Below are 14,671 nucleotides of genomic sequence, written 5' to 3'. Positions count from 1 at the left end.
CGATCCTCAGATCGGGCTGATCAATCCGACCGGCTGGCTGCCGAGCAGGGCGGCGACCGCAATGCTGCCGCCGGGTTCGATCGTCTTGCCGGTCACCAGATCCGCCTTCAGCCCATGGAGAGGGGAGGGGACGGCGATCGCCGTATCCTCCCAGAATTCCGGGCCGGCAAAGAGCACGCCGGGGTCGAGCCAGCCGAACATCAGCCGGGGTGCGGCGACGATCGCGAAATTGTCCTTGTGCACCCGGGCAAACGCCAGCAGGTGCTCGCGCCGGCTGCCCGTCACTTTCAGCGGCAGATAGTCACCCCTGGCAAAGAGTGCCGGGTGCCGCTGGCGCAGCTGCAGGCCGATCGCGATGATGCGCTGCTTCAACGCGGCCGCCTGAAGCTTGGCGATCGGCCCAGCTTCAGTGAGCCAGGCGGTGAGCCGTTCATGATCGGCCGGCCGGCGGTTGTCGGGATCGACGAGGCTGAAATCGAAACCCTCGGAGCCCTGGTAGATGTCGGGAATGCCGGGCGCCGTCAGCTTGAGGAGCGTTTGCGACAGGCTGTTAAGGTAACCGGCGGCGATGAAGGGCTGCAGCACCCTTTCGAAATCCTCGAGGAAGGCGTCGTTCTCGGGTGAAATCAGCGCCGCCGCATAGGCCTTCACCGCGTCTTCGTAAGCGGCATCCTGTTCGATCCAGCCGGTGTGGAGTTTCGCCTCGCGCACCGCCTTGACCGCGTAATCGGTAAAGCGCTCGGCAAGCTCGGCCGTCTGAGCTCGGCCGAAATCCTCCGGCCAGATGCCGGCCAACGCCTGATAGAGCATCCATTCGACATTCGGCTCCGGTGCTGCTCCATCCGGCAGCTCCGTCAGCCATGGCCGGTTCATCTCACGCCAGCGCGCCACCGCCTGCGCGAAAACATCGGCGCCCTCGCTCAGCGCATAAAGCCTGGCGCGCGCATCCTCGCCGCGTTTGGTGTCATGAGTGGCGCTTGCCGACAGCCCGTGCGGCTGCAGCCGTGCCCGGTCGGCCATGCGGCGATGAAAACCCTCCGGGCCATCCGGCGCCTTGCCGGGTTCACCGCCGACTTCGTTTGCGGCAAGCAACCGGTTATAGCGATAGAACAGCGTATCCTCAGTCGCTTTCGCCATCACCGGCCCGCTCAATTGCTGAAAGCGGATGCGGAACTCATGGGCCGCATCACCGTCGACCTTGCCTTCGAGAAGCCGCAGCACATGATCAAGGGCCCGCCGATCATCGAGCCGGGCCATGGCTTGCGATGCGGTTGCGGCAAGGACGGCTGAATCCTGCCAGGCGAGCGGACCGCCGTCGCCATAGGTGCGGTAGACCGGGAAGGCGATCAGCAGCTCGGTCAGCGCCGTGGCGATCTCGTCTCTGTTTATCTCGGGAAAGATCCCCACCGCGATCGCTGCCAGCCTGCTGGTCTCGCCGGCGAAGTTGCGCTCGACCATCAGCCGCTTGGCAAGTCGCCGGCCTTCCTCGAGATCGCCGGTCTCGCCGGCGAGGCTGCGATAGGCATCATCCAATCTGCGCAGGCCGCTGCCGTCGACGAAGAGTTCGCTGAGTGCCGCGATGAATTCATATCCCGTGGTGCCCGAGACCGGCCAGCTCTCCGGCAGCGCTTCGCCGCCCCCGAGGATCTTTTCCACGACGATATAGGTGTCCGGCCCAACCGCGTCCCTGAGCCGGTCGAGATAGGCCTTGGGTTCGGCGAGCCCGTCGACATGGTCGATGCGCAGGCCCTGCACCTTGCCATGGTGCACCAGCTCGATCGTCAGCCGGTGCATGTCCTCGAACACGGAGGGATTTTCGACCCGGGTTCCCACAAGCCCGGTGACCTCGAAAAAACGGCGATAACTCAAATGCCGCGCCGCTTCCTTCCAATGGGTGAGCCGCCAGTACTGTGCCTCATGCAGGCCTTTGACGAAGTCGCGATCGGCGGAGATGTCCTCGAGCTTCTGCCTGAGCACCGCCCGGTCGCCGCCTTCGAAGAGGATGTCGCGCATGGTGCGGACAATGTCCTCGCCGGACGTTATGGCCGCAGCCTCCGCCATTCTCGTTGCCACCGGATCGTCGAGTCGGTTTGCGATCGCGCCGTAACTGCTGGGGTTGAGCGGCAGCAGCGTTTCGAAATAGGCGAAGGCGAAATTGCCGCGCGTTTCGTCGAGCACGATCCGCAGCTCGCCGGCGGCAAGTGCCGCCTCGAAATCCTGGCCGAGCTGCGGCAGGGTCAGCGGCTCGCTCCAGTCGATGTCGAAGTGGCCGGCATAGGCGCTCTGCCGGCCGAATGCCAGCACGTCGCGCCACCAGCCGTTTTCCGGCGAGGCGGCCATGTGGTTCGGAACAATATCGAGGATGAGGCCCATGCCCGCCGCGGCAAGGTTTTCCGTCAGCCGTTCGAACCCCGCCCGGCCGCCGAGCGCCGGATCGATGTCGTTGGCATCGGTGACGTCATAGCCGTGGGTCGAGCCGTTAACGGCGGTGAAGATCGGTGAGGCATAGAGGTGGCTGATGCCGAGGGTCTTGAGGTAGGGAATGAGGCCGCAGGCACGATCGAAGGTCATGCCGTTGCGGAATTGTATCCGGTAGGTCGCGGTCGGAAGTGTCATGAGGCCGTCTGACGTTGGAGGGAGACCCTTTCCAACGGTTGTACCGGGGGTTTGGTTCCCTTACAGCGCCGCGCGTCTTTTGAGACGCGCAAAGGACGCTGTAACATTTTTGAATCTACGCATCGTGCTTTCCGAAAAGCGATTCCGATTTTCGGGCCGATGCTAGTCGATGAAAACGCCCACGCTTGCGGCGCGTCCGGCCGAGTCGATAACAGTCAATTTCGAGTAGCCGCCGCCATCCGGAAGCCACTGCTGCGTGCGCCGGCGCGAGAGATCGGGCAGCGGCTTGCCGTTGGCAAGCCAACGGAAGGGGGCGCGGCCGCCCTGCAGCTTCAGCATCAGCGGCGACAGGTCGCCTGCGCCTGCCCCGAGATCGATATGAGCACCCTCGGGCGGATAGACGATCTGAGGCGCGGCTTCGCGGCCGGAGGCGACAAGCAGGCCGCTGGCATTCAGCGCAAACCGCCGCTGGCTGATCGGCAGCTCGGACTGGGCGATGCGCACGGCGCCGGCGGGCGGTCGGGGCAGCGGCGTTGTCGCGATGCCGGACTTGGCGAAACCTTCGAACAGGATGGGTGCGGCGGTGCCATAGCCGGTCAAACCAGGCACGGCGCTGTTGTCGGGCCGTCCGACCCAGACGCCGAGGACATAACGTCCGTCATAGCCGACCGACCAGGCGTCGCGATAGCCGTAGCTCGTGCCGGTCTTGTAGGCGATGCCGCGCTGCGGCGCGCCGGTGGGGGGAATGACGCCGGAAAGAATATCGGCGATATTCCAGACCGCCACCGGCTCCAAAAGCGGTTCGCCGTCGAGCTTATCAGGCGTTCCGGTGATGCCGTCGCCGAGCCTTGCCGGCTGGCCGCGATTGGCGAGCGCCGTATAGAGCTGCACCAGATCCTTCAGCGTGAGCCCAACGCCACCAAGACCGATCGCCAGCCCCGGCGTCTCGTTCGGCGGCAAAGCCGGCCGCACCTCGGCGCGGCGGAAGCGCACCAGCAGCCGCGACGGTCCGACGGCGTCGAGCAGTTTGACGGCCGGCACATTCAAGGAGAGCTGCAAGGCCTCACGGACGGTGACGTCGCCTTGATAGCTCATGTCGAAATTGCGCGGCCGGTAACCGAAGAAATCGGCCGGCCGGTCCTCGATGATCGTCTCCTGAGAGACGAGACCCTGCTCGAAGGCGAGCCCGTAGATGAAGGGCTTCAGCGTCGAGCCGGGCGAGCGGTTGACGCGCGTCATGTCGATCCAACCGGAGCGGCTGGCGTCGAAATAATCGGCGGAGCCGACCTCGCCGACGATCGCGCCGGTCTGGGCATCCGCCATCACCATGGCGAGCGAAAGCTTCGGCCCGAGTTTCATCGCCGCTGCCCGGGCGACTGCCTCCAGCCCCTGCTGCACCTGCTTCTTCAAGGTCGTCTGATGCTTGAGGACCGAAGGCTCCTTGCGCAGAGCCGCTTCGCCGACATGGGCGGCCAGTGCCGGCAATTGCATGCGCCGCGACGGGATGGCGACAATCTCGGCCCGCGCCGCTTCGCCGTCGCCGACGGCCTCAGCCACGGCGACGCGCTCAAGCACGCGCTTGCGCGCCTCATGCGCCGCCTGGAGATTGCGGTCCGGCCGGCGCCGTTCGGGCAATTGCGGCAAGGCGACGAGCAGGGCGGCCTCGGCGACGGTCAGGCGCCGCGGCTCCTTGCCGAAATAGGCAAGGCTTGCGGCGCGCACGCCTTCGAGATTGCCGCCATAGGGCGCATGGGTGAGATAGAGGTCGAGGATCTGCTCCTTCGACAGCCGCCGCTCGATCTGCACGGCGCGTGCGAGCTGCAGCAGTTTTGCCGAAAGCGATCGTCCCGCCCGCGGCTCAATGAGCCGCGCCACCTGCATCGACAGTGTCGAAGCGCCGGAAACGATGCGGCCGTTGCGGATGAATTGCAGGCTCGCGCGCCCAAGCGCCCAGGCGTCGACGCCGCCGTGATCGTAAAAACGCTGGTCTTCATAGGCGATCAGCATGCGCAGGAATTGCGGATCGACGTCGGCGACTCCAGTCTTCAGCCGCCAGCGGCCTTCCGAGGTCGCGAAGGCGCGCAGCAATTGGCCGTCGGCATCCAGCACCTCGGCGGAGACCAGGTTCGCCTTATCGAGCGGCGGCGGAAAGGCCGTGTCGGCGGCGTCGAGCGCGAAGAGGGCCGCGCCGGCAAGAAGGATGCCGGCGGCGGACCCGATCGCGATCTTGCGCCACAGCCTCATTGTTGTGCTGCCACGACCTCCATCTTGCCGGTCGCGGTACGGGCCGAAAGCTCCGGCCGGTACATGTCCTCGACGCTGGCGGCCGGATGGTCGTAGGTGCCGGGGGTGACGGCGCGCACGACATAGGCGACGTTGAATTCGCGCTCGTCGCCCTGGGCGCGGTTGAAGGCAGCGACGAAGCGGTCGTAACGGAATTCGGTATGGGCGGCCGCTATCTCGCCGATCCAATCGAAATTCGTCATCTGGGCGCTATCGACCAGGTTCGGATTGTCGATCTCGAAACCGGCCGGCAGAAGGTCGGTGACGACGATGCGCGACGGCCAGTCGTTGGTCTCGCGCACATGGATGACGACGACGTAGCGTTCGTTCTGCCTGGCTTCGCTGACATTCGCCTCTTCGCCGTCGAGCGTGTAATAGCTGCGCTCGATAATGAAGCCGTCGCCGCCGGCCGGCAGAGGCACCGTCGGGGCGGCTACGGTGGTGACGACAGCCGAGACCGCGTCGCTCGTCTGGTTGGTCAGCGTCAGCGGATGGTCGGCGAGTGCATCGCCGCTCATGCGGGCCATATAGGCGCCGGTATGGGCGGCGCCGTTGACGTCGACCTTCAACCCGTCATCGCCGCCCTGAATGGCGCGTGCGGCAAGCAGCATCCAGGTCTCTTCCTGGGTGCTCTTGTATTTGCTGCGACTCCATTCCTTGGCGACGGCCTTGGCAAGATCCGGGATGACGGGCGGCACCGGCCGGCTTTCCGCAGCGAGCGCCAGGATCGCCGCGCCATCGCGCAGGATGGTGCCGTAGTCGGTGCGCGACAGGTTCACTCGCGACACCATCGATTGCTGCGACATCTGCAGCGCGTCGACGAAGATGTTCTTCGAACGCTGGGCGTCGCCGTAGAGCGCCAGTGCGGCGGCGATATGCGCCTTGGCAAGCGGCGTCGGGAAATCGTTGATCATCGTATCGGCGTAGTAACGCAGATCGCTGATCGCCGCCTTCTTGTTGCGGGCAAGCACATAGATGGCATAGGCGATCTGGTCGCCCTGGCCCTTGATGTCGGTGGTGTAGGAGAGGGTGTTCTGCAGGTTTTCGAGCGCCTGCACGAAGGCCTTTTCCGGCACGTCATATTTCATTTCGCGGGCCCGCGTCAGGAAATCGGTGACGTAGGAATCGAGCCAGACGTCGCCCGAATCCGGTCCCCAGAGGCCGAAGCTGCCGGCCGAAGCCTGGTAGGAGAGGACGCGGTAGATCGCGTCCTGCACGCGCTTGTGCACATCGTCGTCATTTTCAATGCCGGCCTGCTTGGCCACTTCGGCGAGATAGAGCAGCGGCAGCGCCCGGCTGGTGGTCTGCTCGGCGCAGCCGAGGGGATAGCGATCGAGCGTCATCAGCAGGGCGGGAATGTCGAAGGCGGCCGAACGGGTGACGTTGACGCTGATCGAGGCGCCGGGCAGCACGCTGTCGGCAAGCAGGTTCTTGTCGACGGTGAGCTTGGCGCCGGGTTTCAGCGCCAGTACCCTGCGTTCGGTGATCGGCAGGGATGACGGACGCACCGGCACGTCGACGGTCTGGTCGAGCGAGAGGCCGGAGGAGTCGGAGAGGTTGATCGAGACGCTGCCGGCGCCCGGCTGTTTGCCGATGAGCGGCAGCGTCAGCTCGGATTTCGCCCCGGCTTCGAGACGGATCGTCTGGGCGGCGGAGGCTTGGTCGATGCCGACCGCGTCATTGCCGGTCAGCTGCAGCTTGTAGTCGCCGGCCGGTGCATCGGTGTTGGCGATGTCGAGGCGCAGATTGGCCTTGTCGCCGGGGGCGAGGAATTTCGGCAGGCTCGCGGTGACGACGATGGGATCGCGGATGATAACGTCCTTGACGCCGTGGCCGACACCGGTCTTCGACCATGCCACAGCCATCACACGCGCCGTGCCGTTGAATTGCGGAATGTCGAAGGAGACATTGGCCTTGCCTTCGGCGTCGAGCTTCACCGGTCCGGAGAAGAAGGCGACGAGCTTCTGCGTCGGCGGGCTCGCCTGCAGCGCAATGGCGCCGCCGTCGCCGCCGGTTCTAAGCTTGCCGGTCGCACCCAGCGAGCCGTCGATCAGCCGGCCATAGAGGTCGCGGATTTCCAGGCCGAGCTGACGCTGGCCGAAATACCAATCCTCCGGGTTCGGCGGTTCATAGCGCGTCAGGTTGAGAATGCCGACATCGACGGCGGCAACCGTGACATAGGCATCTTCATTGGCGCCGGCGCCCGCCACCTGCAGGCCGATGTTGAGCGGTCCGCGCGGCAGCATCTTTTCCGGCGTGTCGAGCTTGACCTGCAGCGCCCGCTGCTCGGGATCGACCTTCAGCCATTTGATGCCGATCGAACGCATCGGCATGTGGCTGTCCTGGGCGTCGCCGGGGCGGAAGAGCGTCGCGGTCACATAGGCGCCGGCCCCCCAATCCGCGGTGACGGGGATGTCGACCTCGCCGCCGGTCTCGCCCATCGTCGCATTTTGCACCGCGACCAGTTTTTCGGTTCCGGCCATGACCATCAGCTCACCGCGATAGCGCGAGGTGACTTTCAGCTTGGCGGTGTCGCCGATCTTGTAGCTGTCCTTGTCGAGGGCGATTTCCAGCCCGTCCGGTGTTTCGGTCGAGGTCGAGGCCACGAACCAGCCGGCGTCGAATTCGACGCTGGAGGTCGGGCCGTCGGCATCCGGGCTTTCCACTTCGAGGCGATAGCGGCCCCATTTCACCGGCACGGAGATCTTGCCGCCGTCCGTCGTCGCGTCGACGCCGCCATTGGCGATCTGCTCGGCGGTATAGACCGGCTCGTATTTCCATGCCGTCCCCTCGCGATACCATTGGTACTCGCGGTTGAGGCTGTAGAATTTCCAGCGCAGGCCTTTGGCCTCCTGCTTCTGTCCATCGGCATTGACGCCGATCACCGTGAAGTTGGCGATCGAATTCTCGGGCAGATCGCTGGAAAATTCCGGCTTGATGCCGATCGAAGCGCGCTCATTCTTCACCGGAAGGGTCAGCGAACGCTCGATGGCGCGGCCGCCAGCCTCCTGCATGCTGATATAGACGGTGGCGTTGAGCAGCTGCGTCGTTGCCGGCAGGTCGCCGACGGTCAGATCGGTCGAGGCTTCGCCGTTCTCGTCGAGTTCCGGCAGGCCGTCGATCGGCAGGCGCGAATCCTCGCTCGCCTCCTCGTCGGCAAGCCCGAAGAGGAAGCCCTTGTAGGCGGCGCTCTCGCGGGTCGGCTTGACGACGACATTGCCTTCAAGCGTCTGGCCGGCGGCCGGGGCGCCATAGAGATATTTGCCGGAAATATTGATTGTCGCCGGCGTATCCGGGCCGATTTCCTTGGCCTCGGTCTTGATTTCCATGTCGGTGCGATCCGGCACGAAATCGTCGACCAGGAAACTCTTGCTGGCGATCGCGCTGCCCTTGGGATCGGTATAGATGTTCATCGTCCAGGTGCCACGCATGGCATTTTCCTGGGTCGGGAAATCGATGCTGTAACCACCGAGATTGCTGGTCTGGCTGACGATCCGCCGGTCTTCGACCCCGTCGGGTCGGCTGAAGATGAAGGTGAGCGGCAGGTTCTCGATGGCGTTGCCGTCGGTGTCGCGGGCAAGCGCCTGCGCATGCACCGTCTCGCCGGCGCGGTAGATGCCGCGTTCGGTGAAGGTCAGGACGTCGATCGCGCCGGGTGCGGCGCGGCCGGTGACGCCGCGGTCGGAGAGGTCGAAGCCGGCCCGCGTCATGTCGAGGAAGACGTAGTCCGAGGTGCCGTTCTTGGCGGTTATGACGGCGGGCGTCAGCGCCGCCGTGCCGCGGATCAGGCCGGCGGTGAAGGTGGCGCGGCCGTTTTCGTCTGTGGTCGCGGTGCCGAGCACTTCGTTGTTCTTGGCGAGCAGCTGCAGCTCGACGCCCGATATCGGCTTTGCCGATGCGAGCGAACGGGTAAAGACATTGAGCCCGTCGGTACCGGCATAGGTGGTGATGCCGATATCGGAAACAAGGAACCACTGCGTCGCCTGTGAATCCCACTCCTGCGTCGGTCCGTTCGGGCCGGTTGCCGTCATGACGTAGATACCGGGCTTGCGCTCGGGCAGCGCCTCGTCGACCGGGAAGCTGGTGACGATATCCTTGTTGAGCTCGTTGGCGATGTCGATCGAACCCTGCCAGACGAGTTCGCCGTTCTGATCCTGGATGTTCTGGGCGCTATAGCCGTCGAGCTGGCTCAGGAACTGCGAATTGGTCAGCAGCGGCGCGATGGCGCGATCGCCGATGCGGTAGAGCTTGAGGTTGGCCGAGGCCAGGTTGACCGAGACGATCGGAATGCCGCGGCGTGCCGTCGAGGGCAGCACGAAGCTGTCGCCGGTGAAGCGCACCATCTGGCTGCGGTCCTTGATATAGACGTCGATGCTGACCGGTGCTTCGAGCGCCTCATCGACGGATGACGGCAAGCCGGTGCGGAAGGCGATCTTGTAGGTCTCGCCATGGGTCAGCCCCTCGACGCAAATCTGCTTGTCCTTGGTTTCGAGCGCCTTGGGGGCGGCGCCGTTCAGCGTCACGAAGGGCGTGTAGTCGGTGGTCTTGACGAGTGCCTCGGAGAAGGTGACGCAGGCCCGCGGCGTGGCGCTGTCGGCATCGACCGTGTGTTCGGTGATGCGGAATCCTTGCGTCGATTTCAGCTGCAGATAGGCCGCCTGCACATCGTCGGAGGCAACCAGCGCCAAGCTCGCCTTGTAGGCGTCGAGCGCCGGGCGGTAATTGGCGTTTCGGTCCAGGGCGTCGGCGAGGACGGCGAGCGCTTCGGCGCGCTTGGGTTTGGTGCGCGTCAGCTCGTAGCCGTTCAGCGCGTCGAGCACGGCCTGGCCGCTCGTACCGCTCTCGGCGGTGCCGAGCGAAGCTGCGGCGCGGGCGGTTTCGAGCCAAAGATCGGCGTCGTCAGGAGTGATCGACAGCGCGCCATGGAAGGACTTGAGCGCGTCGGCCAGATTGTTGGCGGTGAGGTCGAGACGGGCATTGGCGGTCAGGCTGTCAGCGCCTTGGCCCTGCTGGTCGTCGGTCAGCTCGAGATTGTCCTTGAAGTCGTGGGCCTGCTGGATCAGGTCGTTGGTCAGGAAGGTCAGGCGCGGCGCGGCGCCGAGGTCCGGCTCCTTCTGGGCGGCGGTTTCGACGATCTTGCCGGCGATGGCGCCGGGGAAGGCGTTCATCGTCTTGAAATCGGATTTCAGGAAACACCATTTCACCTTGGGATTGTAGGTGAAGGCCTTGCAGCTCTTATCGCCGATGCAGGAGGTCTTGCACTGATCGAGCGAGACGTTCTGCTCGGTGCGAAGATCGAAGCCGAAGAAATCGGCGTCCTTGATCGTCTGGATGTCGCGCTTGGTGTCCGCAGCGGCTGCGGGAAAACTGACGGCGATCATGGAAAATGCGATTGTCGCGAAAGCGAAGAACGAGCGCACGGACATAAGGTTCCCCCCGGAAATGCAGGCTCTAACCGGCGGCACTCTCCTCACTCCTCACGGGATTGTCAACTCAGGTTGTAGGCTGTTTCAACTTCACACAGACGCTTTCGTCTGGCTGTCACATCGGCGTGAGTGATCGCCTTGTGATTTGCGGCCTCTCAAGGAATAGGCAAGGATTTGGACCATCGCAGGGAGTAGCACCATGTCCATGTCTTATCGCCGCCGGAGCCTTGCCGCGCTCCTGGCCGCCACGATTTTCTCAATCGCTGCGGGTGTTGCAAGCGCGGCCGAAGACGCTGTCGTCATCCCGCCGCCCGATGTCGACGAGGCAGCCGGACCGGGCACCGAGACCGCCATTTTCGCCGGTGGCTGTTTCTGGGGTGTCCAGGGCGTTTTCCAGCACGTCAAAGGTGTCAAGAGCGCCGTCTCCGGTTATGCCGGCGGCAAGGCTGGAACGGCACGGTATGAAACCGTCAGCACCGGCTCGACAGGTCACGCCGAATCCGTCGAGGTAACGTTCGATCCGAGCAAGGTCAGCTACGGCAAGCTGCTGCAGATCTTCTTCTCGGTGGCGCACAACCCGACGCAGCTGAATTTCCAGGGGCCGGATCAGGGAACGCAGTACCGCTCTGCGCTGTTCGTCGCCGGTCCCGAGCAGCGCAAGGTCGCCGAGCGCTATATCGGTCAGCTCGATAAGGCCCATGTCTTCGCCCAGCCGATCGTCACCAAAGTATCCGACGCCACCGGCTTTTATCCGGCCGAAGCCTATCATCAGGATTTCCTGACGCTCAATCCGACCTATCCCTATATCGTCTACAATGACCTCCCGAAAATCGAGAACTTGAAGTCGCTGTTTCCGGCCGACTACCGCAGCCAACCGGTGCTCGTGAAGGCCAAGGGCTGATTGACACGACCGCTTATAGCCCAGCGTTGGCCGGAGCGGCGGTCGCAAATCTCCAACTGCGCATTGGCGGCCCAGCGATTCAGAGTGAATCGCCGCCGTCCCGTGCGGCAATGGATGCGAACGGTGCGGTTGATGAAAGGCAAACGTTATTGGTCGCAAAGTGGGGACGACGGTTCTTTATGCCGTCGGCGCCAGAGCGGCCGTAACGGCGCTGAACCCTACAGTTTGATCATGATCGGCGGGTTGCTAATTCCCTATCCGTGAAGGGCATTGAGCAGGAAATCAGGTCACATTCCAACGAACTCCCGGTTGTCGGTGCCTCGTCGGCGCTCCCAATCCCCCTGGGGACAGTCATCGTGAACCCGTATAATACAGTAACATACTCCACAACCCCGCCAACGTCTCCCTACATCAGAGAAGCAAACGTGTCTGTGTCGTGGCCTTGGGAGTGAAATGTGGACGAGGACGTGGGCGCTGCTACGCGGCAGTTTCCGGCACATGGACTTTTCGGAAGCAAAACCCGAGTTCGCCAGATGGGAGGCCTCGATAGATCCGATGCGTGGCGAGCGCCGTAGGATGTACGAAGAGTTGGTCGCGGCGCTGGCAAAAGAATTCGAAGACGCTCTCGACGACGGCGCATTTCACTCTTTTTCTCTTAGGTGGTAGCAATGGAGCAATCAGTTCATCCAGCGGCAATCGAGCACCTGCCGATTTTCATCACTCCGCCCGGACAAACGGACTACCTTTTCGTTGTCGTCGTTGTCTTTCTGCTGGTGGCCGTGCTCGCGGTTGGAAATCTGTACTTCCAATTGCACGCCCTTCCCGAACGCAGAGCCCACCGTACGAACAAGGTGCAGATGGAGATCGTGGCCGTCCTGGCGCTCATCTCACTGTTCACCCATAACCATCTTTTCTGGATTGCCGGGCTGCTTTTGGCCTTCATTCAGATTCCCGACTTCTCAACGCCGCTTTACTCAATCGCCCAGTCCCTCGGCAAACTCTCCGGCCGCCAGGCTGAAACGACAGGCGATCCTGCTCTGATAGTGGAAGATACTGGGGAAGCAGAGCCAATACCGTCACCGTCCAAGACCAGCGTACACGGAGAGGATATCTGAATGTTTGAGTTGCTTCTCTGCTCAATACTGACGATCCTCCCCGACTATCTGTTCCGGCGCTACGGTCAGGGAAAGCGGATCGGCCGCGACATCACGCTTTATACAGTGTGGTACGAACTCCGGTGGGGTATCACCGCCTGCCTTCTTCTGACCGTTTCCCTGATCACGATGATTTTCTACTTCCATCCGTCAGCCCGGACTGCCACCGCGATATTCCGAACCGTCACGATCATGCCGGAGGCAACCGGACGTGTAGAGGAAGTTTTCATCGGGCTGAACCAGAAGGTCGAGGCGGGATCGCCACTGTTCAGGCTCGATAATTCCGAACAGCAGGCGGCGCTGGAGACGGCCCGTCGGCGCGTCGCAGAAGTCGAGGCTGGAATAAAGGTGACCCAGACCGAGCTTATAGGGGTCGATGGCCAGATCAAAGAGGCGCAAGGTGCCTACCAGACGGCGGTCGACGAATACGAGATGAAGGCGCAGCTCCTGACGAACAACGCTGTCGCCAGGCGCGAGGTCGAACGCCTGGCAACGACGATCGACGGCCGCAAGGGAGCGCTGGATGCGACGGTCGCGAAAAAGCTGACCCTGGAGACACAGATCGCCGTGCAGTTGCCGGCTCAAAGAGCAAGCGCCGAAGCGGCCCTGGCGCAGGCGCAGGTCGAACTCGACAAGACCATCGTAAGGGCCGGCGTCGCGGGTACTGTGCAACAGTTTACGCTGCGTCGCGGGGACGTCGTCAATGCAATGTTGCGTCCTGCCGGGATCCTTGTGCCAGAAGGCGCTGGACAAAGCACGCTGGTCGCCGGCTTCGGCCAGATCGAAGCGCAGGTTATGAAAAAGGGGATGATCGCCGAAGCAACCTGCATCGGAAAGCCGTTTACGATCATTCCGATGGTCGTGACCGACGTGCAGGAAGTTATCGCGGCCGGACAATTGCGCGCGACGGATCAACTCATCGACGTTCAGCAGACGGCGCAGCCTGGCACCCTGACGGTCTTTCTGCAGCCACTTTATCCGGGAGGGCTCGATGGCGTGCCGCCTGGAAGCAGTTGCATCGCCAACGCCTATACCAACAATCACGACGCGCTCGCCGATCCAAACATTGGTACGGTTAGGTGGTTTGCCCTGCATATGGTCGACGCCGTTGGACTTGTACATGCGATGATTCTGCGAATTCAAGCGCTGCTCCTGCCGGTTCAGACGCTCGTTCTGTCGGGTCATTGAACGCAGACCAATACGGGGATCGTTTCATCGACGACTTCAAGAAGAGACTTGGTGTGGGCGACTCGTCGGGCAGACGGATCACCGTCGTCCGTTCGGTTGTCAATCCAAAAACGTCGGCGGCGTCCTGCGCAAAGCCAACAAGAGGAACGAACGAAAGGATGGCCACAAGAAGGAAAACCGGAACGGGAAGTGCATGTGCGGACTGGCGTTGAGGGAGGCGGACCGACATGCGCCGAAAAACTTGCTCGGCGGCCATGCAATTACGTGTATTAGAACACCACAGCGCGCATTCTTCGAAACAACATGACCCCTTCTCCGCAGGAGACTGGAGGTTCGAAATACGCCCCGAGGGCTTAAGACTACCAAAGAATTGGTATCCACCCGGCAATGCGCTTCAGATTCTGACCCCACATGGGAGAAATAATTATATCGTCCTTGTCACGCTCCCATCGAGCCGGCTGGCGTGAGATTGAGCACGATTCAGTTTTTCCCCAGCCAATTTAAGAATTTATCAACGTTAACAATACTTTAATTCCAACGAATCACGTTCCGCCGCGGAACATATTGTGGAATTGCCCGTTACCACCGTGAGTTTCGCGCGGGATAGGCTCCCGCAGCGGATCCCTCTTTAGAAGTATGGGCGTAACAAGGGGACGTATCATGGCCACCAATGTCGTGCGGCACTGGCAACGAGATGATCTCATGAAGCAGAGAGTATTGATCGTCGAAGATGAATTCCTGATCGCCCTGGATCTCGGGGCGACCGTCGAAGGCATGGGGATGCAGGTGGCGGGACTTGCGAGCGATCGCGAGCAGGCGCTGCGGCTGGCGCCGCTTGCCGATATCGCCTTCGTCGACGTCAATCTCGCCGACGGCCCGACCGGGCCGGAGATCGGCCGGCGGCTGGCGCAAGAGCACGGCATTGCAGTGGTCTTCATGACCGGCAATCCGGAAGTTATCGCCGATGGCGTCAAAGGCGCGGTCGGCGTTGTGCAGAAGCCGGTCATGCCTTCTGTCGTTCAGCAGCTGGTGAATTATCTTGCCGCACGCCGCGTCGGCATGTTCGCGGTCGTGCCCTCGCAAATGACGGTCTTTGCCTGATC

At 62.9% G+C, this 14,671-nt stretch carries 7 protein-coding genes; 4 read left to right on the top strand and 3 right to left on the bottom strand.

What is annotated here, in order from left to right; genetic code table 11:
• Positions 1–6: 6 nt before the first annotated feature.
• The 3 genes from treY to K6N12_RS01635 form a co-directional block, all read right to left on the bottom strand.
• The gene (gene treY, locus K6N12_RS01645) at positions 7–2,616 is read right to left on the bottom strand and encodes a malto-oligosyltrehalose synthase (protein WP_222148620.1); all 2,610 of its coding nucleotides are present in this window, start codon (positions 2,614–2,616) and stop codon (positions 7–9) included.
• Between the two features lie 162 nt (positions 2,617–2,778).
• Positions 2,779–4,860, bottom strand: a complete 2,082-nt coding sequence (gene pbpC, locus K6N12_RS01640; RefSeq protein WP_222134853.1) for a penicillin-binding protein 1C — start codon at positions 4,858–4,860, stop codon at positions 2,779–2,781.
• Positions 4,857–10,325, bottom strand: a complete 5,469-nt coding sequence (locus K6N12_RS01635; RefSeq protein WP_222148619.1) for an alpha-2-macroglobulin family protein — start codon at positions 10,323–10,325, stop codon at positions 4,857–4,859. Before K6N12_RS01635 ends, pbpC begins: the two co-directional genes overlap by 4 nt.
• A 199-nt stretch (positions 10,326–10,524) precedes the next feature.
• Between K6N12_RS01635 and msrA the strand changes: the two genes are divergently transcribed.
• The 4 genes from msrA to K6N12_RS01615 all read left to right on the top strand — a co-directional run bounded on the left by msrA (position 10,525) and on the right by K6N12_RS01615 (position 14,669).
• Complete coding sequence (gene msrA, locus K6N12_RS01630; protein WP_222148618.1) at positions 10,525–11,226, top strand: peptide-methionine (S)-S-oxide reductase MsrA; 702 nt, start codon at positions 10,525–10,527, stop codon at positions 11,224–11,226.
• Positions 11,227–11,894: 668 nt separating this feature from the next.
• Positions 11,895–12,341, top strand: coding sequence for a hypothetical protein (locus K6N12_RS01625; RefSeq protein ID WP_097625660.1), 447 nt, complete (start codon positions 11,895–11,897; stop codon positions 12,339–12,341).
• A complete protein-coding gene (locus tag K6N12_RS01620) occupies positions 12,342–13,568 on the top strand; it encodes an HlyD family secretion protein (RefSeq protein WP_222148617.1) in 1,227 nt (408 codons plus the stop codon).
• A gap of 660 nt (positions 13,569–14,228) precedes the next feature.
• Positions 14,229–14,669, top strand: a complete 441-nt coding sequence (locus tag K6N12_RS01615) for a response regulator (RefSeq protein ID WP_183777862.1) — start codon at positions 14,229–14,231, stop codon at positions 14,667–14,669.
• Positions 14,670–14,671 lie beyond the last annotated feature (2 nt).

It is taken from the genome of Rhizobium redzepovicii (assembly GCF_019793435.1).
In the GTDB taxonomy this organism is placed as follows: Bacteria; Pseudomonadota; Alphaproteobacteria; order Rhizobiales; family Rhizobiaceae; genus Rhizobium; species Rhizobium redzepovicii.
Note: the sequence above shows the minus strand (reverse complement) of the source record. Positions and strands in the feature narration are given on the sequence as shown.